At 71.8% G+C, this 17769-nt stretch carries 10 protein-coding genes; 6 read left to right on the top strand and 4 right to left on the bottom strand.

Going from position 1 to position 17769, the window contains the following annotated elements; translation table 11 throughout:
• Positions 1–25 precede the first annotated feature (25 nt).
• The 4 genes from WMF45_RS13925 to treY all read right to left on the bottom strand — a co-directional run bounded on the left by WMF45_RS13925 (position 26) and on the right by treY (position 8482).
• A complete protein-coding gene (locus tag WMF45_RS13925; protein ID WP_437717383.1) occupies positions 26–2413 on the bottom strand; it encodes a PAS domain S-box protein in 2388 nt (795 codons plus the stop codon).
• 231 nt (positions 2414–2644) lie between these two features.
• Positions 2645–3454 carry a tRNA (N6-threonylcarbamoyladenosine(37)-N6)-methyltransferase TrmO gene (gene tsaA / locus WMF45_RS13920; protein WP_437717382.1) on the bottom strand — a complete coding sequence of 270 codons (810 nt, stop codon included), beginning with the start codon at positions 3452–3454 and terminating at the stop codon, positions 2645–2647.
• The gene (treZ, locus tag WMF45_RS13915) at positions 3448–5292 is read right to left on the bottom strand and encodes a malto-oligosyltrehalose trehalohydrolase (RefSeq protein ID WP_437717381.1); all 1845 of its coding nucleotides are present in this window, start codon (positions 5290–5292) and stop codon (positions 3448–3450) included. The genes tsaA and treZ overlap by 7 nt, the downstream gene beginning before the upstream one ends.
• A 1-nt stretch (position 5293) precedes the next feature.
• Positions 5294–8482: a malto-oligosyltrehalose synthase gene (gene treY / locus WMF45_RS13910; RefSeq protein ID WP_437717380.1), complete on the bottom strand. Its 3189-nt coding sequence runs from the start codon at positions 8480–8482 to the stop codon at positions 5294–5296.
• 598 nt (positions 8483–9080) lie between these two features.
• On the opposite strand from treY, the gene WMF45_RS13905 reads away from it, so the two are divergent.
• The 6 genes from WMF45_RS13905 (at position 9081) to sbnB (ending at position 17725) form a co-directional block, all read left to right on the top strand.
• Positions 9081–10145: a sigma 54-interacting transcriptional regulator gene (locus tag WMF45_RS13905; RefSeq protein WP_437717379.1), complete on the top strand. Its 1065-nt coding sequence runs from the start codon at positions 9081–9083 to the stop codon at positions 10143–10145.
• Positions 10146–10277: 132 nt separating this feature from the next.
• Positions 10278–12251: a carbamoyltransferase C-terminal domain-containing protein gene (locus tag WMF45_RS13900; protein ID WP_437717378.1), complete on the top strand. Its 1974-nt coding sequence runs from the start codon at positions 10278–10280 to the stop codon at positions 12249–12251.
• Between the two features lie 163 nt (positions 12252–12414).
• The gene (locus WMF45_RS13895) at positions 12415–13656 is read left to right on the top strand and encodes an acyl-CoA dehydrogenase family protein (protein WP_437717377.1); all 1242 of its coding nucleotides are present in this window, start codon (positions 12415–12417) and stop codon (positions 13654–13656) included.
• Positions 13650–15653 (top strand): carbamoyltransferase family protein, encoded by a 2004-nt coding sequence (locus WMF45_RS13890; protein WP_437717376.1) that lies wholly within the window; start codon positions 13650–13652, stop codon positions 15651–15653. Before WMF45_RS13895 ends, WMF45_RS13890 begins: the two co-directional genes overlap by 7 nt.
• Before the next feature lie 101 nt (positions 15654–15754).
• Positions 15755–16720: a 2,3-diaminopropionate biosynthesis protein SbnA gene (gene sbnA, locus WMF45_RS13885; RefSeq protein WP_437717375.1), complete on the top strand. Its 966-nt coding sequence runs from the start codon at positions 15755–15757 to the stop codon at positions 16718–16720.
• 3 nt (positions 16721–16723) lie between these two features.
• On the top strand, positions 16724–17725 hold the full coding sequence (sbnB, locus tag WMF45_RS13880) for a 2,3-diaminopropionate biosynthesis protein SbnB (protein WP_437717374.1): 1002 nt from the start codon (positions 16724–16726) through the stop codon (positions 17723–17725).
• Positions 17726–17769 lie beyond the last annotated feature (44 nt).

Here is a 17769-nt window from a genome sequence, read left to right as displayed (position 1 = left end):
CGTCACGCCCGCGCCCTCGTTGCCGTCACGCCCGCGTCGCCACGGAGGCCAGGAGGCTCTGCAGCGAGCCCGGATCGATCGGCTTGACGAAGTGCATATCGAAGCCAGCCTCGCGGACCCGGCGCTGGTCCCGCTCCTGGCCATAACCCGTCAGCGCGATCATCAGCGACGGGGCGACGTCCGCGCTCCCCTTCAGGGTCCTCGCCACGCCGCAGCCGTCCATCCCGCCGGGCAGGCCGATGTCGCACAGGATGACCTCCGGCCGGAACGAGCGGGCCGCTTCGACCCCCGCGGCCCCCGACAGGGCCACCTCGACCTGATGGCCGCTCATCGCGAGGAGCGCCTGCAGCATCTCGGCGGCGTCCTCGTTGTCCTCGATGATCAGGACGCGCAGCGACCTCACAGCGCCCGCTGACCTCGAGTCCGGCCCCGGCGGCGGCCCGGCGCGCTCCGGGGACGCCTCGGGCTCGCACGCGAGCGGCAGGCGGAGGACGATCTCCGTCCCGTGGCCGGCGCCCGCGCTCTCGGCCGACGCCGTGCCGCCATGGAGTTCGGCAAGACCTTTTACGAGCGCCAGCCCCAGCCCTAGCCCACCCCGGTTGCGGTCCAGGCTGCGCTCGGCCTGGCTGAACGGCTCGAACATGCACGCCAGCGTCGCCGGCTCCACGCCGATGCCAGTGTCGCGGACGCGGATCACGGCGGAGCCGTCCGACGTCGCCGACAGCGCGACCGTCACCCGACCGCCGGCGTCGGTGAACTTGTTGGCGTTGTGCAGCACGTTGCTGACCGCCTGCGAAAGGCGCGTGGGATCGCCGGAGACCCAGAGGGGCTCGGCCTGGAGCTCCAGCTGGAGCTCCAGGCCGCTCGCCTCCAGCGTGCTGCGGTAGTCCTCCGCGGTCTGCCGGAGCAGTCGGGGCAGGTCGCAGCGCTCCTTCCGCAGCTGGATCCTCCCGCGCGCCACGCGCGACACGTCGAGCAGGTCATCCACAAGCCGGGCCATGTGCGCCACCTGCCGCTCGATCACGCCGCACGCCCGCAGGAGCGACGGCTGCTTCATCCCGGCGCTGCGCAGGATCTCCACCGCATTGCGGATGGGCCCGAGCGGATTGCGCAGCTCGTGCGCCAGCATCGCCAGGAAAGCGTCCTTGCGCTGATCCGCTTCCCTCAGCGTCGCCTCCCAGGCGTCGCCGGCCCGCTTTCGCTCGGTGATGTCGTGGGCGATGGAGACCAGGAGCCGTCGGCCCGCCGCGTCCTTCCCCAGCGGCGCCGCGCTGAAGACCCACGTGCGCCTGGCGCCGCTCGCCGTGATGATGGTGAGCTCGTTCTCGTCCGAGGCCTCCTCGAGATCGAACAGGGACGCCACCCTGGCGCGGACGGCGGCCCCCGTCGCCCCGTACGCCCTGTCGTACCACGCCGTCACGGTGGGGATCTGCTCGTGCGTGTACCCGCTGATGTCCGTCCATGCGCGGTTGACGCAGACGACATGCCCGTCCTCGGCGTGGATCATGATGGGGAACGGGGTCTCCATGATGGCCCGACGCAGCCCCTCCTCCCGCTCCTGCAGCTGGAGCTCCGCCTCCTTGCGCTCGGTGATGTCGATGATCGAGCCGACGTAGCCGAGGAACTCGCCGCCCGGGCCGAGCCGCGGAGCGGCCGAGTCGATGCACCAGCGGTACACGCCATCGCGGCGGCGCACGCGGAAATCCATCCTGTAGGCGTCGCGCCGCTCGTGGGCTCGCAGGAACGCCTCCTCGGCCGCCGACCGGTCCTCGGGGTGCACTGCCTCGAGCCAGCCGGCGCCCAGGGCGGCCGACTCGGTCTGGCCCGAGAAGTCCAGCCAGCCCCGGCTCGCGTAGCTGCAGCCACCGTCGGCGCCCGTCATCCAGCTCATGACGGGCGCGTGATCGGCCATGTTGCGGAAGCACGCCTCGCTGTCGCGCAGGGCCTCGTCGGCGCGCCGCTTGGCGGTGCTCTCGCGCCCGGTCTCCAGGACGAGCCGCCGGCGCTCCGCCCCTTCGACGAGCCGCAGGCGGCTCTCGACCAGGATCTCCCGGCCGTCGCGGGTCGTGCGCCGGATCTCGCCGTCCCAGAGGCCGTCGCGCGCGAGCGCCGCCTCGATCTGCGCGAGCGGCGCCGGCAGGACGGTGCGCAGGAGATCGTGGCTCGACCGTCCGAGGGCGTCGCGCGCCTGGAAGCCGTAGAGCTGCTCGGCCCCGGCGCCGAAGTACACGATGGCGCTCTCGCCGCCGAGCTCCCACGCGAGGGCCGCCTCGCCGAGCCCATCCAGGAGGGCCGCCTTCAGCTGCAGCTCCGCCGCGACCTGCCCCCTGCCGCCGCGGCCGTCTTCAGGCGGGGCCGCGTACGGGACCGGCGAGGGGGCGCAGAGGAGGGGGCGCACCGCCTGGTCAGCCAACCCGCAGCAGCCCTCCGACCGCACCGTCAGCAGGCATCTCCGTCGAGCGCGCCGGCTCGAAACCCAGGCCAGATGTCCCCGATGAGCACACTCAGCATTTGTCCGCCTCGAGCGCATGCTGCAAGCGGCGCGAGCGTGAATCGTCACGCGAGATCCGAGGAATACCAGGCGATCTGCGCGTGCCTGGCGAGCGCGAGCGGGCGGCGCGCTGGTCGATCGCCAGCCGCGCCGCTAGCCGCGGCCGAACCGCTCCACGAACCGCCGGTGCGCCTCGAGATCGGGGCCCTCGCCGCCGACGAGCTCCTTCTCGCGGTAGCCCGTCGCCACCGACAACACGTCGATCCGCCGCCCCTCGGCCCTGAACCGCACCCGCCACGACGTCACGGCGAGGCGCATCGCGTCCCCGTCGGCGCGGATCCGGCGGTAGGGGTGCGGCTGCGGGCCGAGCGCGAGCACCCGGTCCACGCGCTCCCGCAGCGCGAAGCCGTGCGCCTCCTCGATCCACGCGGCCTGCTCGGCGGCGCGCGCGCCCCACGCGACGTCGAAGCCGGGCTCGGGGTCGACGGGCGCCCCGCCGCCCGGCTCCTCCGCGAGCGGCGTGAGCCAGCCGGTGCGCGCGTGCGGGTGGGCGTCCGCGTACGGCACGTAGGGCTTGAGATCGAGCACCGGCGTGCCGTCGACCATGTCCACGCCGCCGACGCGCAGGGTGAGCCCGTCCACCGCGAGGAGCCTCACCGCGCTGAGGCCGATGGGGTTCGGGCGGTGCGGCGAGCGCGTCGACAGCACGCCGCGCCGCTTGCCGGCGCTCCGCGGGGGCAGCACCTTCGGGCGCCAGCCCTCGTTGAGGTGGAACCAGAAGACCACCCAGAGGTAGTCCCACCCCTCGATGTCCGAGAGCGCGTGCTCCAGCCCGAGGCCCGGCACGAGCTCGATGGTCCCCTCCGCGCCGCCCGCCGCGTGGGGCTGCCGCGGCGCGCTCACCTTGTCGGAGAACGGCGTGCGCACCACGCCGATGGGCGTGAACGTGACGGGCTTCAGCATGGCGCCCCGGAGGCGTCGGGGACCTCGACGATCAGGACCGACGGCCCCTCGAGCTCCACCCGGCCGCGCTCGATCGGGGGCCGCCGCGCCGCGCCGCCGAACCGCGGCTCCTCGCTGAACGCGAGCGCGCGCGCCTCCGGGCGGCCGAGGTCGAGCGAGAGCGCGCCCCGGAGCGCGCAGAGCGCGATCACGGCGGCCCCGCCGCCGCGGCGCTCGATGCAGATCGCGTCCGGCGAGAGCGCGTCGGCCGAGAAGGCGCCGCGCGCGCGGCTCTGCAGCGCGGGGTGCGAGGCGCGGAGGCGGAGGAGCTCGCGGTACCACGCGAGCACGCCGGCGTGCTCGGGCCGCTGCCGCTCGGCGTGGTCGAGCTTCGAGCGCTGGAACGTCCGCGGATCCTGAGGATCCGGCACCTCCGCGCCCGCGAACGCCGCGAAGTACTGGAACTCGCGCCGGCGGCCCTCGGTCACGAGCCGGCCGAGCTCGGCCTCGTGATCGGTGAAGTACTGGAACGGCGTCCGCGCGTTCCACTCCTGGCCCATGAACAGCAGCGGCGTGTACGGCGTGAGCAGGAGCAGCGCCGACATCGTCCGGAAGGCCGCCGGGCTCACCTTGTCCCCGAGCCGATCGCCGACGGCGCGGTTGCCGATCTGATCGTGGTTCTGGATGCAGTGGACGAAGCGCGGCGGCGGCACCGGATCGGCGGGCGTGCCCCGCGGCTTGCCCGCGTGCTTCGAGATCTGCCCCTCGTAGAGCCACCCCTTGCGGATCGTCGCCGCGATGTCCTCCGCGGTGCCCGTGTGATCCTCGAAGTAGCCGTCGCGATCCCCGGCGAACAGGACGCGCAGCTCGTGGTGGAAATCGTCGGACCACACCGCGTCGAGGCCGTACCCGCCCTGCTCGACGGGCGTCACGAGGCGCGCGTCGTTGTGGCTGTCCTCGGCGATCACGAGGACGCGCCGCCCCTCGCCGGCCGCCCGCGCGCGCTCGCCGATCTCCCGGAGGATGTGGGGCTCGGAGTCGTCGACGATCGCGTGGGTCGCGTCGAGGCGGAGGCCGTCGATGTGGAAGTCGCGGATCCACATCTCGACGTTCTCGAGGACGAGCGCGCGGACCTGCTCGGCGCCCGCGCCGTCGTAGTTCACCGCGTCCCCCCAGGGCGTCTTGTGCCGATCGGTGAAGTAGCGCATCGCGTACGCGCGGAGGTAGTTCCCGTCGGGGCCGAAGTGGTTGTAGACGCAGTCGAGGATGACGCCGATCCCCGCGGCGTGGGCCGCGTCGACGAGGCGGCGCAGGCCGGCCGGGCCGCCATAGGCCGCGAGCGGCGCGAAGAGGTCGACCCCGTCGTAGCCCCACCCGCGCTCGCCCGGGAAGCTCGCGACCGGCATGAGCTCGATCGCCGTGATCCCGAGCTCCCGGAGATCGGCGAGCCGACCGATGAGCGCGTCGAACGTGCCCTCCGGGGTCGCCGCGCCGACGTGGACCTCGTAGAGGACGAGCTCCTCGAGCGCGACGCCCCGCCACCCCGCGTCGGTCCACGCGAACGAGGGGTCAAAGACCGCCGACGGGCCGTGGACCCCGAGCGGCTGCGCGCGGGAGTACGGGTCCGGGAACGGACCCTCGCCGTCGATCCGCACCTTGTAGAGCGCGCCGGCCCCGAGGCCCGGCGCCGTCGCCTCGAAGTAGCCGTCGCCGGTCGGGGCCGCAGGCAGCGCGCCCGTGACCTCCTGGCCGTCGGCCCCGTAGGTGACGATCTCGATCCGATCGTGGTCGGGCGCCCAGACGCGGAAGCGGACCGCGCCGCCCTCGAGCCATGCGCCCATCGTGCGCTTCGCCTTCATGTCACTGGCCTCGCTGCGCCGCCCGAAGGAGCAGGGCGACGGGGAAATCGGAGAGCACGCGGTCGAGCGGGAGCGACGCGCCGTCGCCCGGCTCGGGCGGCGCGTCCGAGCCGCGCGGCGGAGCGGCGGACGGCGACGCCTCGAGCTCGGCGCCGGTGAAGAGATCCGTGTAGAGGCCGGGCTCCACGTCGACCGAGGTGCCGGCCCACGCCGCGCCGATCGGCGGGGAGCAGGCGCCGCCGAGCAGCCGCGCGGTGAACCGGGGCGCGACGACGACGATCGAGCACCCGTCCGGCGCGCGGCGCGCGAAGGAGACGACGTGGGCCTCGCGCTCGCCGCTCACGGCGCGCGGCACATAGTCCCCGTCGGCCCCGAAGAGCGCCGGGTGGCGCCGGCGCAGCTCGAGCGCGACGTGCGTGACGAACAGCTTGACCCGGCCGTCGCGCGCCTCGGCGCAGAGGTCGCGCGCGAGCGCGCGGCCCTCGCCGCGGGGCCGCCAGCGCGCGCGGATCTCCGCGAGCGCCCGCTCGCGCACGGCGTAGTCGACCGGGCGCCGGTTGTCCGGGTCGACGAGGCTGAAGTCCCACACCTCGTTGCCCTGGTAGATGTCGGGCACGCCCGGCGAGGTGAGCTTCAGGAGCGTCTGCGAGAGCGAGCCCCACATGCCGTGGTACGCGACGACGCGCGCGAGCGGCAGGAGCGCGCCCACGACCTCCGCGGACGAGAGCGCCTTGCGGACGAACGCCTCGACGGCGGCGTCGTACTCGGGCTGCGCGTCGATCCACGACGTGTTGACCTTCGCCTCCTTCGTGGCCTTGCGCATGTAGTCCACGAGGCGGTCGGCGTACGCCGAGAGCGCGTCGCCCTCGGGCGCGCGCGGGTCGTCGGCAGGGCCGAGCAGCGGCTCGATCGGCAGGCTGCCGAGGAGGGTCTGGTAGAAGAGGTACTCCTCGTTGCTGTCCGGCGCGAGGCGGCCCTCGATCTCGGCCTTGAGCGGCGCGGCGGCGGCGGCGGCGCGGTGGAGCGCCTCCTCCCAGGCCGACGGCAGCTCCGAGAGCACGCTGATGCGCGCCCGCACGTCCTCGCTCCGCTTCGTGTCGTGCGTCGACGTCGCGAGCATCGAGTACGGCCACGCCCTGTGCCGCTGCACGTTGCCGCGGTGGAACGCGAGGACGCTCGATCCGTAGCGCTCGGGCTCGCCCCCGACCTCGTTCAGCGACACGAGCCGGTTGTAGATGTAGAACGACGTGTCCTCGAGCCCCTTGGCCATCACCGGCCCGGTGAGCTGCTGGAACTTCATCACGAAGTCGCAGAAGAGGTGCCGGTCCTCCTCGCGGAAGAGATCCGTGCCGTCGAGCATGAGGACCGAGCGCACGAACGTGAAGATGGATCCCTCCATCGTCGGGTTCTGCCGGCGCGCGAGGGCGACGGCGCGGCCGATGGCGACGCGGTCGTGATCGGAGATCGCCGGCGTCCGGTCGTTGATGTAGGTGCGGTAGACCGGGAAGCACGCGATGACCTCGCGCAGCGCCTCGTTGAGCGAGCCCAGGGTGAAGTCGCGGAAGCGGCGGTCGCGCTCGGTGAGCCGGTTCAGGGCGTGGGTGAGCACGTTGAGCTCGCTCGCCAGGGCCGTCCGGAGGATCACCTTCTTCTTCTCGTAGACGAGCGCCTCGAACGGCATGTGCTCGCCGATGAACCGCTCGTAGATCGCGGTCATCTGCACCTCGCTCGAGGCGTCGACGAAGAGCTCGCCCACCAGCGCGGTGAAGTCGTAGCCGCTCGTCCCGTGGACGGGCCAGGCCTCGGGCAGCGTCTCGCCGCGCGCGAGGATCTTCTCGACGACGACGTAGAGCGGCGTGTTCAGCGAGCCGCGCGCGCCGCGCTCCGAGAGGGCAGCGCGGAGGGCCGGCTCCAGCCGGGCGAAGCGGGCTTCGGGGCGGCGGCGCGGGTCGAGGAGGCTCTTCTGCTCGGGCTCGTCCGAGGCCTCGGCGAGGAAGCGGCGCCGGCAGCGCTCGATCAGGTAGCCCTGCTGGAGATCCTCGAAGTAGCCGATCGGGTCCCAGAGGCCGTCGGGGTGGTCGATGCGCAGCCCCGTGACCTGACCCCGCTCGCAGAGCTCGAAGACGAGGCGGTGCGCCTCGGCGAACACCGGCCGGTGCTCCATCCGGATCGCGGCGAGGTCGTTGATGTCGAAGAACCGGCGGTAGTTGATCTCCTCGGCGGCGGTGCGCCAGAAGCTGAGGCGGTAGGCCTGCTCCTCGAGCAGCGCCTCGATCGGGTCGAAGCTCCGCGGATCGCCCGGCTTGCCGTTGATGCGCAGGACGCCCTCGGCCACCGACGCCGCGACGTCGGGCGAGTCCGCGACGAGCGACGCGAGCCGCCGCCTGAGGATCTCCTTCTCCCGGCGCCGCTCGATCACCTTGGCCCGCTGCGTCTCGGTCCGCGGCGGCATGTTGCGGAGCCCGGTCAGGATGCTCTGCAGCTCGAGGAGCGCGTCATGCTCCTCGCCGAGCGCGGCGACGAGCCCGGGCACGAGCGGCCCGATGATCATGCCGTACGTCCGCGGGTTCACCGGGAAGACGTGATCGAAGTACCGGAGGACGAACGCGCCGCTGTCGAACTCGATCTTGAGCTCGCCGCGCTCGAGCACGCGCCCGAAGTGGTCGCCGAGCACGGGGAGCAGCACCTTCTGCTTGAGCTCCGTCTTGAGCGGCGCCCAGTCGATGTCGAAGAACGGCGCGTAGAGCGAGCTCGGGCCGTTCTGGAGGACGTCGTTCCACCAGGCGTTGTCGGAGGTGCCGACGCCCATGTGGTTGGGGACGAAGTCGAGCAGCAGGCCCATGCCGTGCGCCGCGAGCTCGCCGGTGAGCCGGTCGAGGCCTTCGCGCTCGCCGATCGCCGGGTTGAGCGCGTTGTGGTCGACGAGGTCGTAGCCGTGCATGCTCTCCGGCCGCGCCTTGAAGAACGGCGACGAGTAGAGATCGCTGACGCCGAGGGCGTCGAGGTAGACGACGACCTGGCGCGCCTGCTCGAAGGTAAAGTCCTTGTTGAGCTGCACGCGGTAGGTGGCGCGCGGCAGGCGAGGCGCCACGCCCTCGCACGCCGCGTCGGCGAGCCGCGCTGCATTCGCCTGCAGGTTGGCGCCGTCCACATGGCCGCTCGTCTGCTGTTCGTCCGACGTTCCGGTCATCCCTCGGTTGCCTCCGGCGGCAGAATCTACTGCGAACGAAGCGATGAGCACCCGCGGATCGGCGCAGCTCGCGCGGCTCCTGTCGTTTCGGCGTGCGGCACGCAGGAATGGCCTGATGCGCCTACGGGGAACGCAGCAGCGCTGGCATCAGGCATGGAGGGGTGACGGGCTCAGCCGCTGTCGGGCGCGCGCCAGGCTCAGCCGTCGTCGGAGGAGTCGCCGTCAGCGCGCTGCGCTCCCCAGGGGAACGCGGAACCCCCTCATCGCCGCCGTTCTCCTTTGCTGTTCCACCCCTTCGTGCATGGCCGCACCGATACCCGACTAGCAAGCGGCGTTCAGGCGGCCGACTGCATGTTTCCGGAGCCGCCCCCGCGGACATCACGGCGCGCGCATTCCCGCTCCGGTGTCCGTTTGCACCGCCCGAGCGCGCTCGTCGCGTGTCCCTGGAGCCCGCCGTCGAGATGGCTCGATCGGCGCATGCGCGGCGGCGCGCGGCCGGAGGCGCGCGCTCGGGAAACGATATGTTGCCAAATGCCCGTACTCGCGGGCGGAGTGAGACAACAACTGTTTCCGTCATGAAGAATCAGGAGATGTATTGATGACCAGCTCTTGGAGATTCGTCGCGCACTCGGAGGCGCGGCGCAGGGCGCTCGGGTTCGCGAAACAGGCAGCGTCCGCAGACTGCTCGGTCCTGATCGTCGGGCCGACCGGAGCGGGGAAAGACATCCTCGCGCGCGACATCCATCAGCACAGCAAGCGTTCGAAGCACCGACTCATCACCATCAACTGCGCGGCCCTCACGCAAACGCTGTTCGAGAGCGAGCTGTTCGGCCACGCGCGCGGCGCGTACACGGGGGCGACCGTCTCGAAGCGCGGCGTCGTGGAGCTCGCGTCCGGAGGCAGCCTGTTCCTCGACGAGATCGGCGAGCTGCCGGCGGAGGCGCAGGCGAAGCTCCTCCGCTTCCTCGCGGACGGCTCGTTCTGGCCCGTGGGCGGCAGCGAGGAGAGGAGCGTCGACGTCCGCGTCCTCGCCGCCACGAACCGGGACCTCGCCGCCGGGCTCGACAAGACGTTTCGAGCCGACCTGTTCTTCCGGCTCAGCGTGCTCACCATCGTCGTGCCGCCGCCCAGCCGGGAGGACCTGCGCAGCCTCTCGAGGGTCCTCGCCCTGGAGCTCGGCGAGCGCTACCGCACGGTCCTTCCCGCGCGCGAGGTGAGCGCCGTCGGCGACCTCGCGAGCAACGGAGTGTACAGGGGCAACGTCCGCGAGCTCCGCAACGCCGTCGAGCGGTACTTCCTGGTGCGAGACCCGGAGCGGAGCGTCGAGCAAAACTGGCGGGCCGCGTGCGCGCTCGACCTCCTGGCCCAGCAAGGCGCGCCCCCCCACGACGACACAGCGGCGATATCGCAGGTGCACCCACAAGAGGTCGAGAAGCTCTACGACCTCCTCTTCCTGACGTGGGCCAGGGAGACGAGAAATGCGCGCGAGCTGTCGCGGCGAATCGATCGCTCGTTGCCGTACGTTTACAGCCGCCTCGCGAAGCTCGGTATCAAGCCGAAGGACCTCCAGAGCGCCGAGATCCTCGAGCGGGCGTCGGCGAGGATCCGCGCCGCGCTCGCCCCCTATCGCTCCACATTTCTCCAGCTTCTTAAAGAATCTTAACAAAACGGATCACCCCCTCCCGAGGGCGCCGCCGGAACCGTCGCGCCGTTCGATGGAACGACCCTTGCGAAACGGCTGAGACGGAACCCGGGAGGGCGGTGGACGTCCCGACCGAGAAGGATGGAGGAGCGCATGCTGACTCTGGGCCTCGCAGGGGGCTTGGATCCCGTCTACGACTGCCGCTACGACTCGCCGCAATTCTTCACGTACGACGCGGCGGCCGTGCTGGTCGAGGACGGGCAGGTGGTGGCCGCCATCGAGGAAGAGCGGCTGAACCGCGTCCGGCGGACGAACAAGTTCCCGTTCGACGCGCTGCGCGCCTGCCTGAGACAGCGAGGCGTCGCGCTCTCGGACGTGGACCGGATCGCCTATTATTCAGGCGAGGAGACGGCCAATCTGCTCGTCGGGCGCCTGCGCGCGGCGTTCCCGGAGCTCGCCGGCGTGCCGGACGCGCGCGGGCTGCTGCACGCGGCCATCCAGCGGGAGATGAGGTGCGCGATCGATCCGGCGCGGCTCGTCTTCGTGCCGCACATGATGACGCACGCGGTGAGCGCCATCGCGATGTCGGGCTTCGATCAGGCGCTCGTCTACGTCATCGACAACGAGGGCGGGGTCCTCGCCGGGACGTCGGCGAGCGGGAGCCGGTCGTGCCTCACGTCGCTCGCGGCCTTCTCACCGCAGAAGTCGCTCGGCGAGCTGTGCCATCGCACGATCCGCGCGCTCGGATACAGCCCGTTCGAGGAGGCCGAGGCGATGGAGCTCGCCCCGCAAGGCGACCCCGCCGCGCTCCGCGGCGCGATGCGCGAGGTGTACAGGCTGCTGCCGGACGGCGACTACGATCTCGCCTTCCAGAACCTCGCGGCCGTGCTCTCGAGGGCGCCGGGCAGGCTGCGCGGCGATCCGGTGGAGCAGGCGCACAAGGACGTGATCGCCGCGCTGGAAGAGGCGATCTCCGAGATCGTGCTCCACGTGCTGCGCCACCACCGCACGAAGAGCGGGCTCCGGCGGCTGTGCCTGGCCGGCGGGGGGGCGCAGATCTGCGCCGTCAACTCGCGCGTCCTCGCGAGCGGCCTGTTCGACGAGGTGTTCGTGCAGCCCGCGGCGCACGACGCGGGCTGCGCCCTCGGGGCCGCGCTCTTCGCGGGCGACGCGCCGCCGCGCCGCGCCCCGCTCGACCACGTGGCCTGGGGCACGGACATCGGGAACGCGGACGCGGTGATCCCGGCGCTCAGGCGCTGGGGCGCGCTCGTGACGGCGGAGCGCCCGGCCGATCCGGCCCGCGAGGCCGCGGAGCTGATCGCCGGCGGCGCCGCCGTGGGCTGGGCGAACGGCCGCTCGGAGATGGGGCTCGTGGCGCTCGGGCGCCGCGCGATCGTCGCCGATCCGCGGGACGAGCGGCGGCGGGAGGCGCTGAACGAGCTGAAGCGGCGCGCGCCGCACAGACCGCTGTCGGTCGCGATGCTCGCCGAGGACGCGGCCGAGTGCCTGATGCTGCCGTGCCCGGCCGAGCAGCTGCGCTGGAAGAGCTTCGCCCTCCGCGTGAGGCGCGAGCGCAGCGCGGCGCTCGCCGCGGCGCTGCACGCGGACGGCACGGTGCGCGCGCAGGTGGTGCTGAAGGAGGCGGATCCGCGGCTGTTCGCGCTGCTCTGCGCGTTCAAGGAGATCTCCGGGGTCGGGGCGCTGCTCGCGACGTCGCTCGATCAGGGGGCGGAGCCGCCCGCCGAGACCGTCGACGACGTTGTCGCGCTGCTCCTCACGAGCCGCCTCGAGGCCGCCTTCGTGGACGACGTGCTCGTCCGCGAGAAGGCCCCGTCGCTGGAGGCCAAACTCGGCATGATCGTGGAGATCCCGCGCTCGACCCAGGTGTGCCGCACGCGCGGGTGGCTCGACGGCGCGCGCATCGGCGACGCGTGGGAGCTGCGGACGAGCTACGACCGCGGGATCCGCCGGAAGATCTCGCGCCCCGCGTACGAGGCGCTGGTGAAGGCCGACGGGAGCCGGCCGCTGTCGTCGCTGCTCGACGGCGCGGGGGCCGACGTCGCGGGCGAGCTCTGGGCCCTCTGGACGGAGCGGCTCGTCCGGCTCGCGCCGGCCGAGCGCGGGTGAAGAGCGAACCAGACGCGCATGAAGGGCGCGCGCCGGCCTGACGGACGTGCAGTGAGCGCGCCGGCCGGGCGCACAGGGAAGAGACGACGCGGGCCGGTGGCCGCGGGGCTCGGGACACGACGGGTGCAAGGAGAAGAGCGCTGTGAGCTCGGATGACATGACCATGAGCGCTGGACGCAAGGCGCGCCCGAGGATCGACCTCGATCGGCAGACGCAGCTCGCGGCAGAGGCGCTGAAGAAGGCGCTCGCGGACCGGGATCTGCCGGCCTTCTACCGGGTGTTCCGGTCGACGGATCTGCCCTTTCTGGGGCGCATCTACGAGGGAGACGCGGCAGGCCTGTTCCGCGCGTGCGCGCACGTGCTGCACCGGCTCGGGGGGATCTCCCCCGCTGTCGCGCTCGCGGTGGAGAACCATTTCTACGTGACCTCCGCGATAGCCACCTTCCCCATCGCGGACGACGCGCGGCTCGACGCGCGGCGGCGCGCGCTGCTCTCGGAGGTCGTCGAGGGGCGCCGGCTCGTCGCCAACACGAACTCGCGGGTGCACGCGGATCGCGTGAACGCGGTGGGGACGCGGGCGCGGAAGGTGCCCGGAGGCCACGTGGTGAGCGGCGCCGCGTCGTACACGTCCCTCGCGACCGAGGGAGATCTCCTGATCTTCACGACGGCGCTGGAGGAGGGCTTCCCCGCGGTCTTCATGACGCGGCCGCGGGGCAACCCGGCCGTCGAGATAGGCCCGTACCTGTTCCCGGACGCGATGCTCGACTCCGATACACGCCGGATCGTGTTCCACGATCTCTTCGTGCCGGACGAGGACCTCCTGCTCGGCGGCCCCGGGCCGGAGGTGGTGCAGCTCCTCCTGTTCGAGATGGTGTGGCACCAGGTGCTGATTCCATCGCTGTACCTCGGCGCCGCGGCGCAGGCGATCGACGAGTCGCGCCGGTTCCTCCGCGCGGTGCGCGGCCGGGACGGGGCGCCGCTCGCCGAGCTGGACGGCATGGTCGTGGATATCGGCCGCCTCGTGATCCGCTACCGCGCCGCGTGCGCGGCGGTCCGCGAGGCGGGCGAGGCGATGGGCAAGATCGCCTCCGCGAGGGACCGCGCCGAGCGGCTGCCGGGGCTCTACGAGCTCGCCGGGGCCGCGAAGTACACGGGGACACGGTGCGCCGAGGAGACCGTCGCGGCGGCGCGCGGCATCGTCGGCGCGCGCGCGTACGCGGGGGACGGCGCCCTGGAGCGCCTGTGCAAGGAGGTCGTCTTCGGCCCGCTCGGGCCGGAGGTGAACGCCGTCATCGAGCGCGCCCACGGGCGACGAGCGCTCGGAGAGGGCGAGTTCGACGGCGCGGCGTCGTCGCCGTGGCTCGATGGCGCGATGAGCGCGAGCGGCAAGGAGGAGACATGCTGACGCTGGGCCTTTCCGGCGGGTTGAGCTTCGCCCACGAGGAGATGTACGATATCCCGAAGAGCTTCACGCACGACGGCGCGGCCGTGCTCGTCGACGGCGGGGAGGTCATCGCGGGGATCGAGGAGGAGCGGCTCAACCGCATCAAGCACTCCAACAAGTTCCCCATCGAGGCGATCCGCTTCTGCCTCGCCCGGGGCGGCGTCGACATCGATCGTGTGGACCGGATCGCGTTCTACGCGAGCGAGGAGTACTGCAATGCGCTCCTCGGGCGGGTGCGGCTCCTGACGGGGGGCGCGCTGCCGCGGATCGACGCGCGCACGCTGCTCGCGGCGAAGCTCGGCCAGGGCCTGGGGCGCCCGATCGACCGCGACAAGATCGTGTTCGTGCCGCACCACCAGGCGCACGCGGCGAGCACGTACCTGCTGTCGGGGTACGACGACAGCCTGATCGTGGCGATCGACGGGTCGGGAGACTTCCTGTCCGGGCTCGTGGCCGTGGGCTCGGGCGACAGGATCGACGTGCTGAAGACGATCCCGGAGTCGAAGTCGCTCGGGAACTTCTATGTCTCCGTCATCGCGCTCCTCGGATACGGGGTGTTCGACGAGTACAAGGTGATGGGGCTCGCGCCCTACGGCGATCCGGCGAGGTACCGCGCGCTGATGAGCTCGCTCTACACGCTCTTGCCGGACGGAGATTACGAGATCCACCGCGACCGCGTGGGCGCGCTGGCGCAGGCGATCGAGGTGCGCAGGAAGGGCGGGCCCTTCACCCAGCAGCACCGGGACGTCGCGGCGTCGCTGCAGGAGGCGCTGGAGGCGCTCGCGCTGCACGTGATCCGCCACGAGCGCGAGGCCACGGGCAAGACGCGGCTCTGCCTGGCGGGCGGGGTCGCGCACAACTGCACGATGAACGGGAAGATCCTCTATTCGGGGATGTTCGAGCGCGTCTTCGTGCAGCCGGCGGCGCACGACGCGGGCTGCGCGCTCGGGGCGGCGCTGCACACGACGCTCGCCGCCGGAGCGCTGAAGTCGCGGCGGCGGATCGAGCACGTGTTCTGGGGCCGCGACGTGGGCGGCGAGGCCGAGATCGAGCGCGAGCTCTCGGGGTGGTCCCGCTTCCTCCGCCACGAGCGCGCCGAGGATCTGCCGGGGCGCGTCGCCGAGGTGATCGCCGCCGGGGCCGCCGTCGGCTGGGCGCAGGGAGGATCGGAGTTCGGGCCGCGGGCGCTCGGGCACAGGAGCATCCTGGCCGACCCGAGGCCGGCCGCGAACAAGGACCTCGTGAACGCCATGGTCAAGAAGCGCGAGGCGTACCGGCCGTTCGCGCCGGCCGTCCTGGCGGAGGACGCGCGCGAGTACTTCGAGCTCCCCCCCGGTGAGGGCGAGTTCCCGTTCATGATCTTCGTGCTGAAGGTCCGAGAGGACAAGCGGAGCGTCCTCGGGGCGACGACGCACGTGGACGGCACGGCGCGCGTCCAGACGGTGGCGCGGGGCTCGAACCCGCATTTCTGGGGCGTCCTCAAGGCGTTCAAGGACAGGACGGGCGTGCCGGTGCTGCTCAACACCTCGTTCAACAACAACGTGGAGCCGATCGTCGACTCCGCGCACGACGTGGTAACGAGCTTCCTGACCACCGGGCTCAACTACCTCGCGATCGGCGGCTTCTTCGTCGAGAAGCGCGCGTGGACGTGGGAGGACGTGGCGACGCTCGCGGTCGACATCCCGAGGCACGTCCGCGTGGACCAGATCCGCCGCTACGTGGCGATGGATCGCGCGGCCACGGCCTTCGAGCTGCGGAACACGTACGACGCCGGCGTGCGGGTGAGCGTGTCGGCCGACCTGGGCGAGGCGCTGATGCGCGCGGACGGGGCGCGCTCCCTGGCCGAGCTGCTCGCGGACGCCGGCGTGGACGAGCCCGCGCGCGCGCAGAAGGCGGCCCAGGAGCTCGAGGGGCTCTGGGCGGAGCGGCTCGTCTCCCTGCGCCCGCGAGGAGCCTAGAGCGAGAGCGCCTGTCCGTCGTCTCGTGATGATTCTTTGGCGCGAGCGCCCTGTCCGCTCGCGCGTCGCCTGTCCGCTGTCTTGAGGGTGGTGAAGCTTGCATGCTTAAACAAGAGCAACTCCTGGCGCGGGCGGCCACGCTCGTCAGCATGCTCCGTGAGACGCCGGTCGTGAAGCTCGAGCACGAGCGGCTCGATCTCTCCGTGAAGCTCGAGTACTGCAACGCGGTCGGGAGCATCAAGGACCGCCCCGCGCTCTGGATCCTGAAGACGGCGATCGAGCGCGGCGAGGTCGACCCGCGGACGACGATCGTGGAGTCGTCGTCAGGCAACTTCGCGATCGCGCTCGCCGCGTACGCTCAGCTCCTCGGGCTCGACTACATCCCCGTGATCGATCCCCACATCTCCGCGGTGAACGAGCACGTGCTCCGCTCGCTCTGCGCGAAGGTCGTGAAGGTGGAGGAGCGCGACGACACCGGGGGATTCCTGAAGACGCGGCTCGCCCGGGTGCAGTCGATCTGCGCCGAGCTCCCGAGCTCTTACTGGCCCAACCAGTACAAGAACCCTGACGGGATGATGGCCCATTTCCACACGACGGGGCGGGAGATCTGCGAGGCGTTCACGGCCCTCGATTTCGTGTTCGTCGCCGTGAGCTCGGCGGGGACGATCGCGGGGCTCTCGCGGCGCCTGAAGGAGCACTTCCAGGGCGTGAAGATCGTCGCGGTGGACGCCGAGGGCTCGGTGATCTTCGGCGGCCCGCCGCGGCCGCGGCGCATCCCTGGGATCGGCGCGGGGGTCGTTCCGGATCTGCTCCGCGAGGCGCTGATCGACGACGTGGTGATCGTGCCCGAGGTCGAGTCGATCGCCGCGTGCCGGACCCTCCTCGACCGCCACAAGCTGCTCGTCGGCGGCTCGACGGGGACGGTCTACGCCGCGATCCAGCGCTATTTCAGCAAGGCGACCGGCCTCGTGAGGCCGAAGGTCCTGTTCCTCTGCGCGGACCGCGGCGTGCCTTATCTGGACACTGTTTACAACCCTGCTTGGGCGTCGCGTTACGCCGAGGGATGAGCGATGCGCTTTGGTGTGGTATCTGGCAATGTCATCCGCCGCCTCATCGAGGAGAGCCCCGAAGAGTGCGTCAAGGCGGTCGAGGACGTGTACCTCGCAGGCCACCGGGGAGAGGTGGTCTGTCCCAACAGCTATTTCCTCCGCTTCCCCGACCGGCCGGACGCGCGGATCATCGCGCTTCCGGCCCACCTCGGCGGTGGTGAGCCCGTGTCTGGGATCAAGTGGATCGCCAGCTATCCGGCGAACATCCGGCAAGGCATCCCCCGGGCGTCGGCGGTGATCGTCCTCAACCGGGCGGACAACGGCTATCCGTTCGCGTGCCTGGAAGGCTCGATCATCTCGGCGGCGCGCACCGCGGCGTCGGCGGTCTCGGCCGCGGGGGCGCTCTCCGGAGGGCGGCGCGCGGGCACGCTCGGCATCGTCGGGACGGGGCTCATCGCGCGGTACGTGGTGTCCTTCCTGTCGCGCCTCGGCTGGGAGATCCCGGAGGTGCTCCTGTTCGACACGAACCCCGCGGAGCCGGAGCGGTTCCGCGAGGTCGCCTTCGCGCCGGAGCGGCGCCGCGACGTCCATGTGGCAAAGGACCTGGAGTCGGTGGTGCGGCGGAGCGATCTCCTCGTCTTCACGACCTCGGCCGCCACGCCGCACGTCCACGACCCGGCCTGGTTCTCGCACGCGCCGGTGGTGCTGCACCTGTCCCTGCGCGACCTGTCGCCGCGCATCGTCCTCTCCTCGTTCAACGTGGTGGACAGCGTCGAACACGTGATGAGCGCCGGGACGTCGCTGCACCTCGCAGAGCAGGAGTCCGGCGGGCGCGAGTTCGTCACAGGAACGCTCGCCGAGGTGCTCCTCGGGCAGCGCGCGGCGCCGCGGACGAAGCCGATCGTGTTCTCGCCGTTCGGCATGGGGACGCTCGACCTCGCCGTGGCGAGGTGGGCTTACGCGCGCGCCGAGGCGGCAGGCGACGTGGTGTGGATCGACGACTTCTTCGACATGACGCGCTGACGCCGGGCGGACTTCGCAGAGCGCGACAGGGCGCTGGAGAGCTT

Source organism: Sorangium sp. So ce448 (genome assembly GCF_051520915.1).
Taxonomy (GTDB): Bacteria; Myxococcota_A; Polyangia; order Polyangiales; family Polyangiaceae; genus Sorangium; species Sorangium cellulosum_B.
The sequence above is the reverse complement of the archived record's forward strand: the minus strand, read 5'-3'. Positions and strand labels throughout refer to the sequence as shown.